This is a genomic window from Streptomyces sp. NPDC002619 (assembly GCF_042889305.1).
In the GTDB taxonomy this organism is placed as follows: domain Bacteria; phylum Actinomycetota; class Actinomycetes; order Streptomycetales; family Streptomycetaceae; genus Streptomyces.
The window spans coordinates 71,648-90,714 of sequence record NZ_JBIAQV010000004.1; the positions used below are offsets into that span (position 1 = coordinate 71,648).

Consider the following 19,067-nt stretch of genomic DNA (forward strand, 5'->3'; position numbering starts at 1 on the left):
ACAACCGGCCCGGCGTCGTCGCTCGCCGGGAGCGGCACCGGCGTCGGGGCGGTGCGCGACGGGCTCTCGGTGCCTCCACCCTACTCCGGGCCGTACGCCTCTCTTCGAGAGCCGAAGGCGGGACACCTCACGAAGCCGTCCGGCAAAGGATCAAGGCGTGCTCAGCTCGATGGGTCCGCCGCACATGGTGTCCTCCTCCAGGAACAGGGACTGCGTGCCCCATTGGGTGAACGGAATGCTCCGCTCGACGAGTCGGGTACGGGTCCGGTCAAGGTCGGTGACCGCCAGGGTGAGCCAGGCGATCCGTTCGCCCCTCCGGGCGAGGAACTTGCCGATGCGGTCGAGCGTGCTGCCCGAGCGCCTGTCGCAGCCTGCCGCGTGGATCCATCTCCGGCGGCTTCGACACCGCGAACATCCCGGCGCCGGGCCGGCCCGGGAACCACCGCGGCTGGGCACCCTCGCTTCCCGGGCTATCCACGGCCGGCACGGCGGTCTTCCGCGGGACTCGGATGTGCCCGGCCGGTGCCGGTTTCGATGAGGATCTGTTCGGCCTGCGTCACGTTGCCGGCGCGGACGGCTTCGGCCATCGCGGTGCGCGCCGCGTCGGGCGGCGCGTGCGGGGGGATCACGAGGAGGGAGAAGTAGTCCTGCTCACCTCGGGTGATGAGGACGGTGTCGTCGCCGACCGGGAAGGAGTCGATGTGCACGACGCGGTCGTCGATGATCAGGCGCGTCGGCAGCGCTGCCCAAGCGGCGGCATCCAGGCCGACGCGCGTGACCGGCCCGAGGTACTCGGTCAGTGCGGCGATCAGAGTGGGAAGCTCGGCGGCGATGTCACGGGACCGCGGCCACCATGCCCCGTCGAGAACTCCCCGCCGGTCGTGTGTCGTCTCCAGCCGTACGACAGCCGTCCCGGGTTTCACCGCCTGGTGGACGGTGTTCGGCAGAAGCCTGGTCACATGCGGGGAGTCGGAGTCGGGCATCGCACTCGCCTGCCTGTCTGCCAGCGAGAAGCACACGGGGTTGTTCCGATTGTCACGGTACTCCGCGGCTCACGGCGACCGGGACCCTCGCTGGTCATGGGAGGAGGTCACGGGGCATGCCGGCGTAGGGTGAAAGAGACAGTGCGTTCATTCGTGCCTACACAACGAGGTCGTCATGCACCCCACGGAAACACCCTCGGACGAGCACGCCGAGGTGCGCATTGTCGCCGCCTCCCCCGAGGTCGCCCGCCGCGTCGCGGAAGTTCTCCGTCGCTGTTTCTCCGCCACCGAGCAGCGCAGCTATCCCGCCGGCGCCGGGGGAGGAACCCGCCTCCAGCTCACCGTGGACACCAGCCGCACGGCAGAACCCGTCCAGTCCTGGCTGGAGACCAGCCGCTCCTCAGGGGACGGCCGTCGGCGGAACTGAGCCGACATCCAGGAGCGGTCCCTTCGGCCTCTCCGGGGAGTAGCGTGAACTCATCGGGAGTATTTCGCACGCCGGCCCCGATGCCGGTGTCGTTCCCGGTGAGCGACGACACCGGGCAACTGCCCACACGCAGGGTCCGGAGACGGGTTTGCGCGATGTCCGCGACCACCGACCGTCCTCCGCTACGGGCCGTGCCCTTCAGGGCTCCGACCGCGCGCCTCGCGCTGAAACCCGAGAGCCGTTCCCGCAGGCCCGGTGAGCTGGACGGCGCCTGGTGGCCTCGTTCACGTGACCTGGCGAGCGAGCTCTCCGCTCTGGCAGACGTGCTGGATCCGCTGTGGGGACGCATCACGCGCATCGCCGTCAACCCCCTCCACTGGCCCGTCATCCCACGCAAGGTCATCGTCAACGGCCATGTGGTGAATGCGGGTTGGTTCACCAGCGAACTGGATCCGCACCGGATCCTGCTGCTGTCCTACACCGCAGGCCGCTGGGACCTCCTGGTGATACCCCCGGAGACCGGCGCCCCCTCGGCGGCCCGGCTGCTGGCCTCCGCGAGCGCCGGCGCCGGCTCACAGCTGACCGCGACCGCTCTCATGACGGCGGAACAGGCCGCCGACGCATCGTCGTCGTACGGGCCCGGCACCGGTCGCCTCGGCGACTGATCGCGGGGATTTGACGGCCGTCTTCACCGCCCTGCCGTCAGCGCCCTGGTGAATAGCCGGACAGTGCGTGCCGGGCCGAATCAGACACGACCGTCCGCGGCGGCTGCCATGAGCGGTTCGGCGGCCTCCACAGTGGTATCCGGAGGCACGACCAGCAGGTCCCAGCGCCCCCGGCCGGGAGCGAGCAGGACGATGGTGTGCGGGCCTGATGCCTTCGGGCTCCGATGCAGTCGTACGACCTGGTTGGCGACGAGCATTCGGCCGGGCGGCGCGGACCACATCGGCCCGTTGACCGTGACGCTGTTGATGTTGCCCCACGCGCGGGGCAACCCGGCGAGCAGCCGGGGAAGTTCGGCGAGCAGGTCGTACGAGCGCGGCCACCACGCTCCGTCGATGGGCCGGGGCGTGCCTCTGCTGGGTGCCAGGCGCAGGCGCAGGACGGGGTGGGAGGGAAGCGGGGGTTGCAGTGCGGTGGTCATGAGGAGCTCCTGTCAACGGTCGTACGCGAGCGAATGGTTGGCGTCAGGCGCAACGGGCGGCGACGCGGGCCGGAGTCGACCGGCGCACGTCGTACACCCAGCCAGGACGTTCGAGGAGGCGGATGACCGCGGCCGACGGCGAGTTCACGCTCCACGTCACATGGTGGAGCAGGGTGATACGTACAAATACCGCCCACAGCAAGGCAGTTACGCCATCAATCCGAGTACCGCCGATGCCCCGGCCCAGCCCGAACGGCAGCACGAGCGAGAGGACGCACAACACCGGGAACACGCGGTCGACCGCGAGGATGTCGCCGGGCTCTTCGGTGAAGGCGTGATGGCAGCGGTGTGTGGCGACCCGGCCGATGACGTCGCCCTGGAAACTCATCGACCCAGCCATCGCGAGCGTGATACGCACGGCCCGGTAACTCCGGTGGGTGAGACCCGGTGGAACCCGATCGTGACGCCGAGGCCCGTGACCGTGGCGTACAGCCGCTCCCCGCCGCTGTATGCGGGCGCCGGGCCGTCCGGCGGGAAGGGCGAGGTGCCGGCGTATCCCTGGGGCGATAAGGCGCTGTCCGGCGGAACTGCCGTCGTGGACGTGAGGGAAACGAGCGGCATGCGGGGCTCCTCGGCCTCGGTGCGGGTGGCGCGGCCGGGGTCAGAGGCTGCCCCTGTGACGGGACCCGCGAGGACGAGGCCGGTCCGGACGCCGGCACACCAAATGCCCTCGCTCCAGCCACCCTACTCCCACACACTCCGAAACGAGGTGGCCGCGCGCGACCGCCGCGTTGACACGGACGGCCGCCGGACGTTGACTGGCGGCACGGTGCAGGCCCACACCGCTCCGCCGCACACGGCGAGGTGTTCCGCCTTCCCGCCTCGCCCCTATCCGTGCGGGAACACGACTGCCGGACAACATCGAGGCCGACCAAGGCCGTTGCACAGCCAGGCAGGACCAAGAGCGGACGACGAAGGGCAGGATCTCGGAAGACCTCGGCCGGGCCGCCCCGAACAGGCGACTGCGCACCGAGGCCCGACCGACCGGTCTCCGGAAACCTCGAGGAGGCCGTCGAGAAGACCAACAACGCCTTCGGGCGGAACGGAAGCGGCACCCGATGATGTACGACCAGACACGCGCCCAGCAGCCCGCGGGGCAATCCCCGAGCCCCGCCGAATACCGCACCCGGGGCCCGGAGCCGCTGCTTCCGTCGGCCGAGCGGGACAAGATCGTCCAGCGCCTCCGGCACGCCCTCAACACCTTCGCCGACACCCCCCTCGAAGCACTGGAAGAGGCCGAGAGCGCCTACGACGAAGCCACCGCCCAGCTCGTGAACGCCCTCGCGGAACGACGGCGTCTCCTCCGCGCCGGCTGGCAGGACCAGGACACCGAAACGCAGTCCGAAGAACTCCGGCACGCGCTGAGGCAGTACCGGGAGATCACCCAACGGCTGCTCCAGCTCTAGGCGGCCGAAGGTCCGCGTTGCGGCGGAGTTGCGGAGCAGCGTGAAGAGTACCGAGGGCATTTCGCACACCGGCTTCCACGCCGGGTCGTTCTCGGCGAGAGACGAAACCCGGGCCGCCGCAGAGGCGGCCCGGAATCGGGTCCGCACCATGTCGGCGACCTTGCACCCGCCCCTGCCACACCACGAGCCCGTCGCAGCTACCGCCGCGCGTCTCGCCCTGAAGGCCGACGCACCTCCCGTGAACTCCTGGACGGTGCCTGGCGGCCTCGCTCCCGTGACCTGCTGAGCGAACTGCCCGCACTGACCGACGCGTTGGACCCCCGGGGGCGGCCGCTCTCCGTAGCGGCTCCCTATGCGAGGAAACTCAACCGCACCTGACGGTTGGGGTTGTCCCGGTTCGGATCCACCAGGCACACCGACTGCCAAGTCCCCAGCTCCAGGCGCCCGTTCAGGACCGGCAGGGTCGCGTGCGGGGGGACGAACGCCGGCAGGACGTGGTCGCGGCCGTGGCCGGGGCTGCCATGGCGGTGCTGCCAGCGGTCGTCTGCGGGCAGCAAGGTGTGCAGGGCGGCCAGAAGGTCGTCGTCGCTGCCCGCGCCGGTCTCGATGACGGCGATGCCGGCCGTGGCGTGCGGCACGAAGATGTTCAGGAGTCCGTCACGGCCGGCCGCCGTCTCGCGCAGGAAGGCCTCGCAGTCGCCGGTGAGGTCGACGACCCGCTCGCGGGATCCGGTGGCGACGTTCAGGACGCGCGTGGTGAAGGCATCTGACATGAGCCCATCCTGACCCATGAGCCGGGTTCCACCGGCCCTCGGCGGACGGCGTCGTGAAACGCGAGGTCCATTTGCCGAGACACCGTTGACCGCGGCCACGCAGACTGGTTGCTTTCGTCCGCCGGCCGAGCGGGAGCGGCGCACGGTCCGGTTCTGGGTCCGGCCGCACACCATCTCCCGTGACTCGTCCGCCGAGGCATGGGCGACGCCGGACCGGCTGCTCGACGACCTCGATCCCGGCACGGTGGCGCCGCGCACGCACAGCAGCAGCGAATCGGTGGGGCAGCAGCGGATGCCGGACCTGCACGGCGGCTCCTGGAAAGCGGGAGATCCATCCGAATCTGTGGGCGGGCGTCGGTCTGGTCCGGGGCGGCGCGGGCACCACGCTCGTTGGCAGCCATGCCGAGGTGGCCGACCTGATCGAGGCGTACCACGCGCGGGGCGTCGAGCACTTCGTGCTCTCCGGGTATCCGCATCCGGAGGCGGCGTACTGGCTCGGGGAGGGCGTGATCGCCGAACTGGCCGCGCGCGGGCTGCTGGAGCGCGCGGAGACCGGGAGCGGGGCGCCGGTCCTCGTCGCGGGCGGCCGCTGACCGTGCGGAAGGGGAAGATCCTCGGTCCTGGCGCTGTTGGTCCATGCGTGAACGATGTGCGCGAGGTCGAGGTAGTCGTCATAGGCGCTGGACAGGCTGGTCTGTCCAGCGCCTATCACCTGCGGCGCACCGGCTTCGAGCCGGACCGCGACTTCGTCGTCCTGGACCACTCCCCCGCGCCGGGCGGCGCCTGGCAGTTCCGGTGGCCGTCGCTGACGTACGGCAAGGTTCACGGGATGCACGCGCTGCCGGGCATGGAGCTGACGGACGCCGATCCGGCGCGGCCGTCGGCCGAGGTGATCGGCGAGTACTTCGACCGCTACGAGCGGACCTTCGACCTGCGGGTACGGCGGCCGGTCGATGCCACGGCCGTGCGGGAGGGCGAGGGCGGGCGGCTCCTCGTCGAGTCCTCGGACGGTACGTGGTCGACGCGGGCGCTGATCAACGCCACGGGCACCTGGGACCGGCCGTTCTGGCCGCGCTACCCCGGCCAGGAGACCTTCCGCGGACGGCAGTTGCACACCGCGCAGTACGCCGGGCCCGAGGAGTTCGCCGGGCAGCGGGTGATCGTGGTGGGCGGCGGCGCGTCCGGCACCCAGCACCTCATGGAGCTCGCCCCGTATGCGGCCGCAACCACCTGGGTCACCCGGCGGCCGCCGGTCTTCCGCGAGGGGCCGTTCGACGAGAACCTGGGGCGGACCGCGGTGGCGCTGGTGGAGGAGCGCGTACGGCAGGGGCTGCCGCCGCGCAGTGTGGTCTCGGTCACGGGTCTGCCGCTCAACGACGCCATCCGGCAGGGTCTGCGGGACGGTGTCCTCGACCGGCAGCCGATGTTCGACCGGATCACCCCGGACGGGGTGGAGTGGAAGGACGGCCGGCACGTCGAGGCCGACGTCATCCTGTGGGCGACCGGGTTCCGGGCCGCCCTCGATCATCTGACGCCGCTGCGGCTGCGCGAGCCGGGCGGCGGAATCCGCGTGGAGGGAACCCGCGCGGTCGCCGACCCGCGCATCCATCTGGTCGGCTACGGCCCCTCGGCGAGCACTATCGGCGCCAACCGGGCGGGACGGGCGGCCGTACGGGACATCAAACGGCTGCTGGGCACGGAGCCCGTCGCCGCGTGACGTCCCGTCGGCTCACGTGGCGGACGGCTGCGGGGTTTCCGGGGCTGCGCTCGGGCTCTGCTTCGCTGCCTTGCTCTTCTGCTGCTCGGCGTTGAACTCGGCCACGTTGCGCTGGTGCTGCGCGTAGTCGGCGGTGAAGCGGGTGTCGCCGGGCTTGACCGTGACGAAGTACAGCCAGTCGCCCGGCCATGGGTTGAGGGCCGCGCGCATCGCGTCCTCGCCCGGGTTGTCGATCGGCGTGGGCGGCAGACCCATGCGCTGGTAAGAGTTGTAGGGGCTGTCGATCCGGGTGTCGTCCGAGCTGGTCCGGAGCGTGTTGCGGTTCATCGCGTAGTTGATGGTCGAGTCCATCTGCAGCGGCATCCCAGCCGCCAGCCGGTTGAAAACGACCCGGGCGACCTTCCCCATGTCGGCCTTCGTTGCGGCCTCGGCCTGCACGATGCTCGCGATGGTGACCGCCTGATAGACGTTCATCGCGTTGCGCTGCGCGCCGGCCGCGACGGGTGCGACGTTGAACTTCCTGTCGGCGGTGTCGACCATGAACTGCAGCAGCGACTGGGGGGTCGCCTTCTTGTCGACCGGATACGTTGCCGGGAAGAGATAGCCCTCCGGGTTGCCCTCGGCGTCGCTCGGCAGCTTGAGTCCGGCCTTGGCGAGGGACTTCCTGGTGGAGCCGGCGGGCAGGGTGAGCGCCTTGTCGATGGCGTCGTAGACCTGGCCGGCGCGCCAGCCCTCCGGGATGACCAGGCTTGCGGGCTTGGCCTGCACTTCGTCGTGCAGGGTCAGCAGCGGCACCGCCACGGCGGTGCCGGCGACGACGGCGCCGATCGCGACCAGGGCGATCTTGCCCCGGCGCGTCAGTCGGATCGTTCTCCGTGACGGAGTGTTCATCTGCATGCGGGCACGTTATCCCGCATATCGCCGCAAACCCGGCATATCTTCAGCTTGTCGGCTCCAGTTGCGCATCCCTGCGGACCAACGCCGCATATCGCCCGCGGAGCTCCAGCAGCTCCTCGTGCGTGCCGCGTTCGGCGACCTGCCCGGAGTCGAGGACCACAATCTGGTCGGCACTGCGGATGGTGGACAGACGGTGCGCGATCGTGAGCGTCGTCCGGTTGGCCGACAGGGCGTCGATGGCGTCCTGGACGGCGTGTTCGGTGCGGGTGTCCAGGGCGCTGGTCGCCTCGTCGAGGATGAGAACCGGCGGGTCGCGCAGGATGGTGCGGGCGATGGCGAGGCGCTGCTTCTCACCGCCGGAGAAGCGGTGGCCGCGTTCGCCGACGACGGTGTCGTAGCCGTCGGGCAGGCCGGCGATGTGCTCGTGGATCTGGGCCGCCTTCGCCGCGGCGTGGAGCTCCTCGTCGGTGGCGTCCGGCTTGGCGAAGCGGAGGTTGTCGGCGACCGAGGCGTGGAAGAGGTAGGTCTCCTGCGAGACGACGCCGACCGCCCGGGCGAGGGTGTCGAAGTCCAGGTCGCGGACGTCGACGCCGTCGAGGGCGACGCGGCCGCCCGTGACGTCGTACAGCCGTGGCACCAGATAGCCGAGCGTGGACTTGCCCGCTCCGGTCGGACCGACGATCGCCAGGCTGCCACCCGCGGGGACAGTGACGTCGATGCCGTCGAGGACCGGATCTCCCTTGTCGTCATACCGGAACTCGACGTCCTCGAAACTGACCTCGCCCTTGACCTGGTCGAGGTGGACGGGGTTCTTCCGCTCGGTGATGTCGATGGGCAGGTCCAGGTACTCGAAGATGCGCTGGAACAGCGCGAGCGAGGTCTGGATCTGGACGCCGGTCGCCAAGAGGCTGACGGCCGGGCGGAACAAACCCTGCTGCAGCGAGACGAACGCGACGATGGTGCCGATGGAGGCCTGGGGGCCGCCCAGTTGGAGGGTCATTCCCGCGGCCCAGTAGATGACGGCGGGCATCGCGGCCATGACGATGGTGATCACGGCCATCCGCCAGCGCCCGGCCATGTTCGACCTCACCTCGAGGTCCACCAGTCGCTCGGACTCGTCGGCGAAGGACCGCGTGAGTGAATCGGAGCGGCCCATCGTGCGCCCGAGCAGGATGCCGCTGACCGACAGCGACTCGGTGACCGTGGCGGCCATCGCGGCCATCTGCTTCTGGCGCTGGGTGGTGATCTTCCTGCGTTCGTTGCCGACGCGGCGGCCGATCCACACGAACACCGGCAGCAGAACGAGCGAGACGACGGTGAGCCGCCAGTCGAGGGCGATCATCGCGACGATCGTGGCGACGACGCTGGTCAGGTTGGAGACCAGGGAGGTGGCGGTCGAGGTGACGGTGGCCTGCATGCCGCCGATGTCGTTGGCGATGCGGGACTGCACCTCGCCGGTCCGGGTGCGGGTGAAGAAGGCGAGCGACATACGCTGCAGCCGGCCGTAGACGGCGGTGCGCAGGTCGTGCATGACGCGCTGGCCGACGGTCGTCGAGATCAGCGTCTGCAGGACCCCGAAGACGCTGTTCAGGACGGCGCTCAGGATCATGCCGAGTGCGAGCAGGCTCAGCAGGCCGGTGCGGCCGTCGGGGATCGCGACGTCGAGGGTCTCCTTGAGGAGGAACGGCGTGGCGACCGAGACCAGCGACGACGCGCCGACCAGCAGGCCGACGATCGCGAGCCGGCCGCGATAGGGACGGAAGAGCTTCAGGATGCGGCGCACCTGCCGGGGATGTTCCTTGGCATCGGCAGGCGGGGTCCAGGGTGCTTGACGGTCGGGGTGCATGGGCTCCTACGGAGGGGTGCGGAGGTCGGCGCGGACAGCTGCCGACGATGACTCACGGATCTTAGCTCATTGTTACCTATGCTCACAATGAACCAGGTCCTGATATTGTTCCCGCATGACCTCCCCCGACTCCGAGGCGCAGCTCGCCGAGCAGTTGCTGCGGCTCACCCGCCGGGTGCATCGCATCCAGAAACGCCATCTGGAGCAGCGTGACCTGGGCATCACCCCGGCCCAGTCCCGTCTGCTGCGCACCCTCGCGCACTTCGGCTCGCCGCCGCGCATGGCGGACCTCGCCGCGTTCCTCGAGGTGGTGCCGCGCGCGGTGACGACGCTGGTCGACGGGCTGGAGGCGAGCGGCAAGGTGTGCCGGGTGCCCGATCCGACGAACCGCCGGGTGACGCGGATCGAGCTGACCGACGACGGCCGCAGGACCCTCGGCGAACTGCGCGCCGCGCGCCGCTCGGCCGCGGAGGAGATCCTCGCGCCGCTGACGGCCGAGCAGCGGGAGCAGCTGGGCGGACTGCTGGACACGCTGGTCGACGGGGCGACGGCAAAGCGCTGCTGACACCCACCGACGTGAAGGCGCCCCCTCCGCTATGCGGAGGGGGCGCCTTGGTCTGTCGGCTTGAGGGGGGTCAGCAGCCCCTGTCGTCCTCGGTGAGCACCCCTTGAACCGTGGTCAGCGAGCGGTCGTAGCAGCCGTCCGAGCCGTACAGCCGGTAGCGCTCGCTCGTCGTGCCGACCGCGTGCCGCTGGTCGCGGGGCACGTTCAGGGTGTACGTCGCGTCGCCGGTGTAGGTGTCGTCGAGCCGGGACCACGCGGTGCGCCGCCCGTCACGCGTCTCCACGACCGCCGCGCGGTCGCCCAGGGTCAGCGTCGTGCGCAGGCGGTCGTCCGTTCCGACGGCGACGACGCCGTTCATCGTGTACGTCCGGACGGTGTGCGTCGTCCGGGCCGGTCCGCGTCCGCCGACCGTCACGGACTCGTCGTCCGTCCAGGTGGCGTCGAGTCCGTCCGTCGTCTCGCCTTCGGTCCAGCGATGGGCGGAGGTGTTGGCCAGCGTCCGGCTGACGGTGGTCGTCACCCGACCGTGCGAGGTGTCGAGGTAACCGGCGACGGTCAGCCGGTGACCGGCCTCGGTGTCGACCCGGTACGCGTCGGAACCGGGCGTGTACGTCGAGGAGTTGGCGAGGTCGGTAGCCTGGTGCGCGGTGAGCCCGCCGGTGACGTGGGCGCGGTGCGCGTCCTGCCAGACCAGTACGTTCACAGGGGCGCTCCAGCCGGACTGGCCCTCGGGGACACCGGCGACGGAGACCTCGACGCGGTGCGGGCGGCCGTCGTCGAGGATCCCGGCGAATGGGGTCAGGTCGTACTCGATCGGCTTGACGTCGAAGGCGCGCGGGGCCGGAATGACGTACCAGAGGAAGGGGTTGGACCAGCCTCCGGTCCACACGTTGGGGAACGGCGCGGCGATACCGGCGAGTTGGCCGTCCACCTTGATCTGCACCTCGCGGTACGGTCCCCGGTCGGCCTTGCAGGAGTACGACGCCGGGTCGGCCACGGTCAGATACCAGAACTCCTCGCAGCCACCACCGGATCCGGTGGCGTACACCTCGGCCACGATGCGTTCGCTGTTGCGCGGGGTGGTGAGGGTCGTGCCGTCCGCCGTGTCGGCGAGGGTGAGGACACGGTCGGGGGCGTTGGCGGACCGGCCCTGGTAGAAGGTCAGGGTGACCTTGACGTCGATGACGCCGGTGTAGGTGTCGTCGACAACGTTGCCGATGAGCATCTCGACGTCCTGCGCGGCGCGGAGGGTCTCGCTGTAGCGTGTGACGTCCTTCTCGACGGACCACTCGATGCCGTCCGGAGACGGCTCCGGTGTCGATGTGCGCAGCACCTCGACACCGCCGACGTGCAGATAGCCGAGCCGGTCGTACTGCCGGCCCTTCACCTTCCCGTCGAGGCGCAGCACGACCTTGCTCCAGTGGTCACCGCAGCCGGTGGGTGGTGTGTAGGTACCCTTGTACGGCGTGAAGTCGCGGAACTGGGCCTCGGCGAGGGTGACTTGGCAGGACCTGCCGTCCGGCTTCGAAATCGGCGGGGTGGCTGTCAGCGGGTCGTGCCAGTCGGTGCCGAACTCGGCGGGAACCTCGGCGGGTTGGGCCGAGGCGGCGCCGGTTCCTAGGAGGGTGCTCGCCACGAGGAGCAGCACGGAGGCGAACATGGACATGACGATCCGTCTTCTCATGGCCGGTTTCTACGGGGAGTTGGGCTTCCCCGCAATGAGGCCTCGGCGACGATCAGGCTTCCAGTTCCGCCCTGTCACCCATCACCAGCACGGGGTGCCGGTCCGGGTCGAGCGCGCGCAGGAGGTATTCCATCGCCGCCCGGGACATGCTGACGCAGCCCGACGTACCGCTGCCGTGGTCCATGTGGAGCCAGATGCTCCCGCCGTTCTCCTCTCCTTCGGGGCGCGTCGGGTCGTTCGGCGGGGTGCCCTTGACGCGGTTGTAGTCGATGGCGATGACGTAGTCGAAGTCGTGCCAGTGCGACGCGGCCCACCAGCGCGGCGCCGCGAAGGAGGCGTCGCGGGTGTACGGCAGCCGGGCACCCGGATCCGCCAGCACGCCGCCCGCGTCCGTGAGGGTGAACACGCCGACGGGGCTGCGGTTGTCGCCGGAGCGGTGGTCGGCGGTCCAGCCCTTCTTGCCGTTGTGCGCCGCCCAGCGGCGGGTCCGCTCCCAGCCGCCGCCGTGCCGCGTGTACAGGACGACCGTCGCGTCCGCCGAGTCCTTGCCCTCGCCGTAGACCGCGACGACCTGCTCCGAGTCGGCCGGGATCAGGCGCTGGAGCCGGTCGCCGACGCCCGGGATGCGGGTGGGCTCGGCCGTGCGGGGGGTGAGCGCGGGGTCGGCGTGGCCGGGGCTGCCGGTCGCTCCCGCTCTCCCGCCGTCGGGGGCTGTCGTGTCGCACGCGGTCAGTGCCGCCAGGAAGGTTCCGAGGGCCGCCGCCGCGAGCGCCACGCGCCATACACCATCGTTCCGCATCCGGCCATCGTGGCATCGCGCACCGGGAGATCACGCGATGTTCCGGACAGGGGAACCGAGCGGGGGACGCCGCGTCCGACCCGTTGCCGCTTCTGTGCTCCATCCAGGAAAACCGTTTGATTTTGACCACGCTCCGACGCGACCCTTTCACGGCTTGTTGCCCTCTCACCCCCTGACCCGAGCCGCTGGGACGTCATGCAGATTCAAGACCTTCCGTATCCCGACCCGGGTGTGCCCGACGCACGTTCGGGTCCCCGATTCCTGTGGTGGCTCGGGCGGAACCAGCTGGGCGGGCAGCTCAAGGCACTGGCCTGGGGCCTGCTGCACTTCGTGTCCGTCTCCGCGCTGCCGTTCTGCGTCGGCCTCGCCGTCCAGGCCGTCGTCGACCGCTCCGGCACCCGGCTGGCCCTGACGGGTCTGCTGATGGTGCTGTGCGGGGCCGGCATCGCGGTGGGCGACACCTTCCTGCACCGCACCGCCGTGACCAACTGGATCACCGCGGCCGCCCGGGTCCAGCAACTGCTGGCCCGCAAGGCCTCGCAGCTGGGCTCGGCGCTGACCCGGCGGGTCGCGGCCGGCGAGGTGGTGGCCGTGTCGACCGGCGACGTGGAGAGGATCGGCTGGTTCGTCGAGGCGGTCTCACGCTTCACCGCGGCCGCGGTGACGGTCGTCGTGGTCTGCGTGGGCCTGCTCGTCTACCAGCCGGCGCTCGGTGTGATCGTCGCGGTCGGCCTGCCCGTGGTCGCCCTCGCGGTGCTGCCACTGCTGCCTCGGGCGACCCGGCGCGCCGACTTCCAGCGCGAGAAGGCCGGCCGGGCCACCGAGCTGGCCTCGGACACCGTCGCCGGACTGCGGGTGCTGCGCGGCATCGGCGGCGAGGAACTCTTCCTCGACCGCTACCGCAGCGCCTCCCAGGAGGTACGGCGGGCCGCCGTGCGCAGCGCCCGGATGTGGTCCCTGATCTCCGCGATCCAGGTACTGCTGCCGGGCCTGCTGCTCATCGCGGTGGTCTGGCACGGCGTCGAACTCGCCCGCCAGGGCCGGATCACCGTCGGTGAGCTGGTCACGGTCTACAGCGCGGTCATGGTCGTCACATATCCGCTACGGCACTTCGAGGAGATCGCCATGGCCTACTCCTTCTCGCGCCCCGCGGCCAAACGCACTGCCCGTGTGCTGTCCCTGGAGCGGGCGACGGACGCCGACGGCTCACGCGAGGCCGGTGTGCCGGGCGGCGACCTGTACGACCCGGCCACCGGACTGCTCGCGCCCGCCGGCCGCCTCACCGCCGTGGTGTGCGGCGACCCGGACGCGGCGGGACGGCTCGCCGAGCGTCTGGGCGGGCACCCCGCCGAGGCGAGCCCCTCGGTCCTGCTCGGCGGCGTACCGCTCGACGAACTGCCCCTCGGCTCCGCGCGCACCGCCGTCCTGGTCCAGGACAAGGACCCGGTCCTGCTGTCCGGCTCGCTGCGCGAACTGCTCGACGTGCCCGCGTCCGGTGACGTCCGGCCGTCGCAGGCGCTGGCTGCCGCGCAGTGCGGGGACGTCCTGGACGCGCTCGTCCAGGGCTCTCTGGACGCGGCGGATCCGATGGACGCCCGCATCACGGAGCGGGGGCGCTCGCTGTCCGGCGGCCAGCGCCAGCGGCTCGCGCTGGCGCGGTCGTTGATCACCGACCCCGAGGTACTCGTCCTGGACGAGCCGACCTCCGCTGTCGACTCGCACACCGAGGCGCGGGTCGCGGAGGGGGTACGGGAGCTGCGGTCGGGGCGGACGACAGTGGTCTTCACCTCCTCACCACTGCTCCTGGACCGCGCCGACCGTGTCGTCCTGGTCCACGAGGGCGAGGTCGTGGCGGTCGGCGTGCACCGCGAACTGGTGCACACGGAGCCCCGGTACCGGGCGGTCGTCACCCGCGAGCAGGAGAAGGAACGGCACGAGGACGAGGCCGTGCGGAGTGAACCGGGCGACGGGGCCCCTCCGCGGGGCCCGTCGGAGCAGACCCACGAGGCCGCCCCAGGGGACCCGTTGGAACAGGACCGCGAGGCTGTCCTTCGGGGCGCGTTGGAAGAGATCGAGGAGAGCGCATGATCGGCGTTGCGCCACCGGCTTACGACCCGGCGGCCCCGACGACCGCCACCACCCTGCCCGTCGGCGCCAACGCGACCGTCCGCGCCTACGTGGCCGAACTGTTCCGCCGCCACCGGCGTGCCTTCCTGCTGCTCATCGGCGTCAACACGGTGGCGGTGGTGGCCTCCATGGCCGGCCCCTATCTGCTGGGCGGGCTCGTCGAGCGGGTGTCCGACGGGGCGCGGGAGGTCCATCTCGGCCTGACCGTGGGACTGTTCGCACTCGCGCTGGTCGTACAGGCGGTGTTCGTGCGCGAGGTACGGCTGCGCGGGGCGATCCTCGGCGAACGGATGCTGGCCGACCTCCGCGAGGACTTCCTCGTCCGGTCGGTCGGCCTGCCCCCGGGCGTCCTGGAGCGGGCCGGCACGGGCGACCTGCTGTCCCGCATCACCACGGACATCGACCGGCTCGCCAACGCCATGCGCGAGGCCGTGCCGCAGCTGTCCATCGGCGTCGTATGGGTCGCGCTGCTGCTCGGCGGGCTTGTGATCACCGCGCCGCCGCTCGCCGCCGCCGTGCTCCTCGCCGTGCCACTGCTGGTGGTCGGCTGCCGCTGGTACTTCAAGCGGGCGCCGTCCGGCTACCGTTCGGAGGCCGCCGGGTACTCCGCCGTGGCCGCCGCGCTCGCGGAGACCGTGGACGCCGGCCGCACCGTCGAGGCCCATCGCCTCGGCGACCGGCGCATCGCCCTGTCGGAGCGCCGGATCAAGGAGTGGACGGCCTGGGAGCGCTACACCCTCTGGCTGCGGTCCGTGCTCTTCCCGGTGATCAACATCACCCATCTGCTGGTCCTCGGCTCGGTCCTGATGGTCGGCGGGGTCATGGTCCTGCGCGGCTGGATCGACGTCGGCCAGCTGACGACGGGCGCGCTCATCGCCCAGATGCTCGTCGACCCCGTGAACCTGATCCTGCGTTGGTACGACGAGGTACAGGTGGCCCAGGTATCGCTGGCCCGCCTGGTCGGTGTGCGGGACATCGAGCCGGACGCCGGTGACGCCGGGCTGGCCCCCGACGGACGTGACGTGCACGCGGACCGGGTGCACTTCGGCTACCGCGAGGGCGTCGACGTGCTGCGGCAGGTGTCCCTGGAGGTCGCGCCAGGCACCCGGGTGGCCCTGGTCGGCCCGTCCGGCGCGGGCAAGTCCACGCTCGGCAGACTGCTCGCCGGCATCTACGCGCCCCGGGAGGGCCGGATCACTTTGGGCGGCGCCGAACTGTCCCGGATGACCGCCGAGCGCGTCCGCTCCCACGTCGCGCTCGTCAACCAGGAGCACCACGTGTTCGTGGGCTCCCTGCGCGACAACCTGCTGCTGGCCCTCCCCCACTCTCGGCTTCGCTCGAGCGGGGGGACCCCCGTCGACGCCGTCGACGACGAGTTGTGGGCGGCGCTGGGCGCGGTCGACGCGGACGGCTGGGCGCGGGTGCTGGACGACGGCCTGGACACCGAGGTCGGCTCGGGCGGGCTGACGCTCACCCCGGCCCAGGCCCAGCAGATCGCGCTGGCCCGGCTGGTGCTGGCCGACCCGCACACGCTGGTCCTGGACGAGGCGACCTCGCTGCTGGACCCGCGCGCCGCCCGCCATCTGGAACGCTCCCTGGCCCGTGTCCTCGACGGCCGCACGGTGGTCGCCATCGCCCACCGCCTCCACACCGCCCACGACGCCGATGTCATCGCCGTCGTCGAGAACGGCCGCATCAGCGAACTGGGCAGCCATGCCACCCTGGTCTCGGCGAACGGCCCGTACGCGGCGCTGTGGCGCTCCTGGCACGGGTGACCGGTGCGCGTCCTGGGGAGGGCCGAGGCGAAGCCGGAGTCCGACGGGGCTGCGGTTCCGGGACGGGAGCCGTCTCGCGGCGGCGCCCGTCCCGTCCCGCGCCTCGATGCGGCCGGTGCGGCGGCAACCGCTCTCAGTAGCCGTAGCCGCCGCTGCCGCCCGTGTCCTGCGTCGACGCACCCGACTTCGTGATCGCCTTGCCGTGCGGGTCGAGCACGAACCAGATCTTGTCCACCCCCTGTCCCTTGAGATCACCGGCGGCCTGGTCGTCGGCGTAGTAGTACAACGGGTGTCCGGCGTACGTCGCCTGGCCTTCGGAGCCGTTCTTCGTACTGCCGATCAGATGCGCGTCGGCACCGGCCCCCGCCTTCGGCGTGCTCTTCACGGGCGGCCATAGCTTGAGGCAATCCGCGTCGCACTTCATGGAGTTGGTGTTCGTGTCGTCCCCGGTGAACAGATACAGGGTGCGTCCGCTGCCGTCGACCAGGATGCTTCCGAGCGACGACTGGCTCACCTTGACCGTGGACGGGTCCATGGCCGTCGTCGCCTTGCCACTCTCCTGACTTCCGCTGCTGCTGTCACCACCGCCGCTCCCGCAACCTGCCAGTCCCAGGGATGCGAGCGCGACCGCGGTCACAGCCACGGCGATCCTTCCTGTCTTCATGATCTCTCCGTCCCTTGTCGCCGAGGTTGTACGGGCGAGCGGTGCCGAGGGATTGCGGTGGCGTTCGTTCAATCCCTTCGCCGCGTTCGTACGTAGACATGGGCGTGGAACTCTTCTCACGTACGGACCGGGTCGACGACGCCTCGCTCGTCTCCGGCTTCGCCCTGGGCGACGAGCAGGCGGCCGTCGCCTTCGTCCGCCGCTTCCAGGACGCGGTGTACGGCCTGGCGCTGTCCGTCACCCGTGAGCCGGCACTGGCCGAGGACGTGAGTCAGGAGGTGTTCGTGCGAGCCTGGCGGGCCGCGGGCAGCTACGACGCCCGACGCGCCTCGGCGCTCACCTGGTTGCTGACCATCACCCGCAACGCCGCCGTCGACGCCGTCCGGGCACGGCGGTCCACACCCGTGCTGGCCGAGACGCTGGAGCGGCTGTTGCAGGTGACCTTCCAAGCCGACGGCGACGGTACGGAGCGGCAGGCACTGGCCGCCCTGGAGAGCGAGCGGGCCCTGGAGCGCCTGAGCGGGCTTCCGGCGGAGCAGGCCCGTGCTGTCGCCCTCGCGGTGATCGGCGGCTGCACCGCCGCCGAGGTGGGCCGGCACGAGAACATTCCTCTCGGCACCGCCAAGACCCGTATCCGCACCGGTCTGAGGAGGCTGCGCGACGCGCTGAAGGAGGAGAACCGCGATGCGACACCCTGACGAGGACGAACTCATCGCCCTGGCCCTCGGCACCCTCCCGTGCGAGCCCACCGAAGTGCTGCGCCACCTCGCGATCTGCCCGGCCTGCCGCACCGCCTACGACGACGTCTCGGGGGCCGTCGACGCGGTCCTCCCGGCGGCACCGAGGGTCGCGGCCCCGACAGGGTTCGACGCGCGTGTCCTGGACGGGCTGGAGCTGCGGCGTCCCACCGCGCGGCGCCGGCGGTACCGGATCCCGCTGCTCGTCGCCGGGGCCGCGGCCGCCGGGATCTGCCTGGGCGCGGCCGGGGCGGCGCTGCTCGGTCACGACACCACCCCTGCGGGGGTCACCGTGAGCGACGGAGGAGCCGCGCTGGTGACGCCGTCCGGGTCGACGGTCGGCACCGTGGCTCCGAGCCGCGCCGGCTCCGAGCGCGTCGTGGTCATGGAGGTCACCGCGGGCCGACCCGGCACGCACTACACCTGCCGGCTCGTGTTCAAGGACGGTTCCGCCCGCGACGTCGGCCAGTGGTGGACGCCGACCTCCGGGCGTGCCACCTGGATCGCCTACGGTTCCGTCTCGTCGATCGACCGTGTCGAGCTGGTGCAGGACGACGGACGGGTCTGGTCGACAGCCGACCTGGCCGGCTGACCACACATGGGCCGAAGGCGCTGACGGCCCACGGGCGGAAGGCACGGGTCCCGGCGCCGGTCCGTGAGGTCGGCGCCAGCGGGCCGGCGTGCCGTTCGCGCTCTGTGCGACGGCCGGTGCGCGGGTCGTCCGCCGCCGGTCCGGCGTATTGTTCGCGCCCCCTGCGACCGCCGGAGCGCGGGTCGCCCCGCACGGGCCGGGGCACGGGATCGGAGCACGTCGCCATCAGGTGGCGTTGCGCGGTCCCGATCTGGAGTGGAAGGCTGGAGAGCGGCACCGGTTCCGGGGATGCCCGGCAAATGTCCGGTTCAAGCCGGGTGAAACCTGTGCCCCGCGTGTCGGCGGTCCGCTGCCGACCGTGGTGAGACCGGGCCGTCCCCACCACCTGGAGGTACCAGTGAGCAGCCCCGACGGATGGGGAGACGACGTCTACCAGCCGGATGGATCCGAGGTCCAGGACGATGCAGGACTGCTCGACGTCGAGGACACGCTCGTCAACGACGGCGTCGGTGATCCGCTAGACCGCGGCTGGTCCCCGCCCGAGCGGCCTTGGGCGGTGGAGCACACCGGTGTGACGGCGGCCGAGCGTCACCGGGGCGAGACCCTGGAGCAGCGCCTCGCCGAGGAGCTGCCCGATGTCGGCGTCCCCGACGACGACGGTATCGGCGACGCCCAGGACACCGACGGCGAGGCGCTGGACAACGAGGTCGGCGACCTCCGCTCCGGCCGCCTGGTCGCGCCCGACGAGGGGGCGCACGAGGACGAGGAGAGCGCGCTGCTCGCCACGGACGTGGGCATCGACGGCGCGGGTGCCTCCGCCGAGGAGGCCGCCATGCACACCGTGGACGACGACTCCCTCTTCAGCTGACCC

Annotated in this window: 19 protein-coding genes and 2 pseudogenes; 12 read left to right on the plus strand and 9 right to left on the minus strand. The window is 71.2% G+C overall.

Annotated features, from left to right (window positions below; translation table 11 throughout):
* Nucleotides 1-470: 470 nt before the first annotated feature.
* Nucleotides 471-983 carry a DUF5994 family protein gene (locus ACFYXB_RS09565; RefSeq protein ID WP_389579684.1) on the minus strand — a complete coding sequence of 171 codons (513 nt, stop codon included), beginning with the start codon at nucleotides 981-983 and terminating at the stop codon, nucleotides 471-473.
* Between the two features lie 175 nt (nucleotides 984-1,158).
* Here ACFYXB_RS09565 and ACFYXB_RS09570 point away from each other — a divergent pair, with 175 nt between their 5' ends.
* A complete protein-coding gene (locus tag ACFYXB_RS09570; protein ID WP_389579687.1) occupies nucleotides 1,159-1,410 on the plus strand; it encodes a hypothetical protein in 252 nt (83 codons plus the stop codon).
* Nucleotides 1,411-1,565: 155 nt separating this feature from the next.
* The gene (locus ACFYXB_RS09575) at nucleotides 1,566-2,075 is read left to right on the plus strand and encodes a DUF5994 family protein (protein ID WP_389579690.1); all 510 of its coding nucleotides are present in this window, start codon (nucleotides 1,566-1,568) and stop codon (nucleotides 2,073-2,075) included.
* 80 nt (nucleotides 2,076-2,155) lie between these two features.
* Here ACFYXB_RS09575 and ACFYXB_RS09580 read toward each other — a convergent pair whose 3' ends face one another.
* Together ACFYXB_RS09580 and ACFYXB_RS09585 are read right to left on the minus strand one after the other, a co-directional pair.
* On the minus strand, nucleotides 2,156-2,554 hold the full coding sequence (locus tag ACFYXB_RS09580) for a DUF5994 family protein (RefSeq protein WP_351349479.1): 399 nt from the start codon (nucleotides 2,552-2,554) through the stop codon (nucleotides 2,156-2,158).
* Between the two features lie 43 nt (nucleotides 2,555-2,597).
* Nucleotides 2,598-2,954, minus strand: a complete 357-nt coding sequence (locus ACFYXB_RS09585; protein WP_389579693.1) for a hypothetical protein — start codon at nucleotides 2,952-2,954, stop codon at nucleotides 2,598-2,600.
* A 718-nt stretch (nucleotides 2,955-3,672) separates the two neighbouring features.
* On the opposite strand from ACFYXB_RS09585, the gene ACFYXB_RS09590 reads away from it, so the two are divergent.
* Together ACFYXB_RS09590 and ACFYXB_RS09595 are read left to right on the plus strand one after the other, a co-directional pair.
* Complete coding sequence (locus ACFYXB_RS09590; RefSeq protein WP_389579696.1) at nucleotides 3,673-4,020, plus strand: hypothetical protein; 348 nt, start codon at nucleotides 3,673-3,675, stop codon at nucleotides 4,018-4,020.
* A 40-nt stretch (nucleotides 4,021-4,060) separates the two neighbouring features.
* Nucleotides 4,061-4,341: pseudogene (locus ACFYXB_RS09595) on the plus strand (DUF5994 family protein); the annotation flags it as partial.
* Nucleotides 4,342-4,370: 29 nt separating this feature from the next.
* On the opposite strand, the gene ACFYXB_RS09600 reads toward ACFYXB_RS09595, so the two are convergent.
* Entirely contained in the window at nucleotides 4,371-4,793 is a 423-nt protein-coding gene (locus ACFYXB_RS09600; RefSeq protein WP_351349485.1) for a secondary thiamine-phosphate synthase enzyme YjbQ, read from the minus strand.
* A gap of 115 nt (nucleotides 4,794-4,908) precedes the next feature.
* Between ACFYXB_RS09600 and ACFYXB_RS09605 the strand changes: the two are divergent.
* Nucleotides 4,909-5,386: pseudogene (locus ACFYXB_RS09605) on the plus strand (LLM class flavin-dependent oxidoreductase); the annotation flags it as partial.
* A gap of 47 nt (nucleotides 5,387-5,433) precedes the next feature.
* The gene (locus ACFYXB_RS09610) at nucleotides 5,434-6,510 is read left to right on the plus strand and encodes an NAD(P)-binding domain-containing protein (protein WP_389579699.1); all 1,077 of its coding nucleotides are present in this window, start codon (nucleotides 5,434-5,436) and stop codon (nucleotides 6,508-6,510) included.
* Nucleotides 6,511-6,522: 12 nt separating this feature from the next.
* Here ACFYXB_RS09610 and mltG read toward each other — a convergent pair whose 3' ends face one another.
* Nucleotides 6,523-7,407, minus strand: a complete 885-nt coding sequence (mltG, locus tag ACFYXB_RS09615; protein ID WP_389579702.1) for an endolytic transglycosylase MltG — start codon at nucleotides 7,405-7,407, stop codon at nucleotides 6,523-6,525.
* A 43-nt stretch (nucleotides 7,408-7,450) separates the two neighbouring features.
* Entirely contained in the window at nucleotides 7,451-9,253 is a 1,803-nt protein-coding gene (locus ACFYXB_RS09620; protein ID WP_389579705.1) for an ABC transporter ATP-binding protein, read from the minus strand.
* A 115-nt stretch (nucleotides 9,254-9,368) separates the two neighbouring features.
* Here ACFYXB_RS09620 and ACFYXB_RS09625 point away from each other — a divergent pair, with 115 nt between their 5' ends.
* A complete protein-coding gene (locus ACFYXB_RS09625; RefSeq protein ID WP_351349493.1) occupies nucleotides 9,369-9,818 on the plus strand; it encodes a MarR family transcriptional regulator in 450 nt (149 codons plus the stop codon).
* Nucleotides 9,819-9,888: 70 nt separating this feature from the next.
* Here ACFYXB_RS09625 and ACFYXB_RS09630 read toward each other — a convergent pair whose 3' ends face one another.
* Nucleotides 9,889-11,502 (minus strand): peptide-N4-asparagine amidase, encoded by a 1,614-nt coding sequence (locus ACFYXB_RS09630; protein WP_389579709.1) that lies wholly within the window; start codon nucleotides 11,500-11,502, stop codon nucleotides 9,889-9,891.
* A gap of 52 nt (nucleotides 11,503-11,554) precedes the next feature.
* Nucleotides 11,555-12,301, minus strand: a complete 747-nt coding sequence (locus ACFYXB_RS09635) for a L,D-transpeptidase family protein (RefSeq protein WP_389579712.1) — start codon at nucleotides 12,299-12,301, stop codon at nucleotides 11,555-11,557.
* Between the two features lie 195 nt (nucleotides 12,302-12,496).
* Here ACFYXB_RS09635 and ACFYXB_RS09640 point away from each other — a divergent pair, with 195 nt between their 5' ends.
* Nucleotides 12,497-14,389, plus strand: coding sequence for an ABC transporter ATP-binding protein (locus tag ACFYXB_RS09640; protein WP_389579714.1), 1,893 nt, complete (start codon nucleotides 12,497-12,499; stop codon nucleotides 14,387-14,389).
* Nucleotides 14,386-16,203: an ABC transporter ATP-binding protein gene (locus tag ACFYXB_RS09645; protein ID WP_389579716.1), complete on the plus strand. Its 1,818-nt coding sequence runs from the start codon at nucleotides 14,386-14,388 to the stop codon at nucleotides 16,201-16,203. Before ACFYXB_RS09640 ends, ACFYXB_RS09645 begins: the two co-directional genes overlap by 4 nt.
* A gap of 133 nt (nucleotides 16,204-16,336) precedes the next feature.
* Here ACFYXB_RS09645 and ACFYXB_RS09650 read toward each other — a convergent pair whose 3' ends face one another.
* On the minus strand, nucleotides 16,337-16,867 hold the full coding sequence (locus ACFYXB_RS09650) for a hypothetical protein (protein ID WP_389579718.1): 531 nt from the start codon (nucleotides 16,865-16,867) through the stop codon (nucleotides 16,337-16,339).
* Between the two features lie 98 nt (nucleotides 16,868-16,965).
* On the opposite strand from ACFYXB_RS09650, the gene ACFYXB_RS09655 reads away from it, so the two are divergent.
* From ACFYXB_RS09655 to ACFYXB_RS09665, 3 genes are all read left to right on the plus strand, one after another.
* Complete coding sequence (locus ACFYXB_RS09655) at nucleotides 16,966-17,565, plus strand: RNA polymerase sigma factor (RefSeq protein ID WP_389579720.1); 600 nt, start codon at nucleotides 16,966-16,968, stop codon at nucleotides 17,563-17,565.
* The gene (locus ACFYXB_RS09660; protein WP_389579722.1) at nucleotides 17,552-18,196 is read left to right on the plus strand and encodes a hypothetical protein; all 645 of its coding nucleotides are present in this window, start codon (nucleotides 17,552-17,554) and stop codon (nucleotides 18,194-18,196) included. The genes ACFYXB_RS09655 and ACFYXB_RS09660 overlap by 14 nt, the downstream gene beginning before the upstream one ends.
* A gap of 397 nt (nucleotides 18,197-18,593) precedes the next feature.
* Nucleotides 18,594-19,064 carry a DUF5709 domain-containing protein gene (locus tag ACFYXB_RS09665; RefSeq protein ID WP_351349509.1) on the plus strand — a complete coding sequence of 157 codons (471 nt, stop codon included), beginning with the start codon at nucleotides 18,594-18,596 and terminating at the stop codon, nucleotides 19,062-19,064.
* Nucleotides 19,065-19,067: the final 3 nt, after the last annotated feature.

Coding starts and splice junctions, on each gene's coding strand:
- ACFYXB_RS09650 (WP_389579718.1), bottom strand. CDS start 16,867: ATGAAGACAGGAAGGATCGCCGTGGCTGTGACCGCGGTCGCGCTCGCA.
- ACFYXB_RS09640 (WP_389579714.1), top strand. CDS start 12,497: ATGCAGATTCAAGACCTTCCGTATCCCGACCCGGGTGTGCCCGACGCA.
- ACFYXB_RS09620 (WP_389579705.1), bottom strand. CDS start 9,253: ATGCACCCCGACCGTCAAGCACCCTGGACCCCGCCTGCCGATGCCAAG.
- ACFYXB_RS09580 (WP_351349479.1), bottom strand. CDS start 2,554: ATGACCACCGCACTGCAACCCCCGCTTCCCTCCCACCCCGTCCTGCGC.
- ACFYXB_RS09645 (WP_389579716.1), top strand. CDS start 14,386: ATGATCGGCGTTGCGCCACCGGCTTACGACCCGGCGGCCCCGACGACC.
- ACFYXB_RS09570 (WP_389579687.1), top strand. CDS start 1,159: ATGCACCCCACGGAAACACCCTCGGACGAGCACGCCGAGGTGCGCATT.
- ACFYXB_RS09655 (WP_389579720.1), top strand. CDS start 16,966: ATGGGCGTGGAACTCTTCTCACGTACGGACCGGGTCGACGACGCCTCG.
- ACFYXB_RS09590 (WP_389579696.1), top strand. CDS start 3,673: ATGATGTACGACCAGACACGCGCCCAGCAGCCCGCGGGGCAATCCCCG.
- ACFYXB_RS09630 (WP_389579709.1), bottom strand. CDS start 11,502: ATGAGAAGACGGATCGTCATGTCCATGTTCGCCTCCGTGCTGCTCCTC.
- ACFYXB_RS09585 (WP_389579693.1), bottom strand. CDS start 2,954: ATGGCTGGGTCGATGAGTTTCCAGGGCGACGTCATCGGCCGGGTCGCC.
- ACFYXB_RS09600 (WP_351349485.1), bottom strand. CDS start 4,793: ATGTCAGATGCCTTCACCACGCGCGTCCTGAACGTCGCCACCGGATCC.
- ACFYXB_RS09660 (WP_389579722.1), top strand. CDS start 17,552: ATGCGACACCCTGACGAGGACGAACTCATCGCCCTGGCCCTCGGCACC.
- ACFYXB_RS09625 (WP_351349493.1), top strand. CDS start 9,369: ATGACCTCCCCCGACTCCGAGGCGCAGCTCGCCGAGCAGTTGCTGCGG.
- mltG (WP_389579702.1), bottom strand. CDS start 7,407: ATGCAGATGAACACTCCGTCACGGAGAACGATCCGACTGACGCGCCGG.
- ACFYXB_RS09635 (WP_389579712.1), bottom strand. CDS start 12,301: ATGCGGAACGATGGTGTATGGCGCGTGGCGCTCGCGGCGGCGGCCCTC.
- ACFYXB_RS09565 (WP_389579684.1), bottom strand. CDS start 983: ATGCCCGACTCCGACTCCCCGCATGTGACCAGGCTTCTGCCGAACACC.
- ACFYXB_RS09575 (WP_389579690.1), top strand. CDS start 1,566: ATGTCCGCGACCACCGACCGTCCTCCGCTACGGGCCGTGCCCTTCAGG.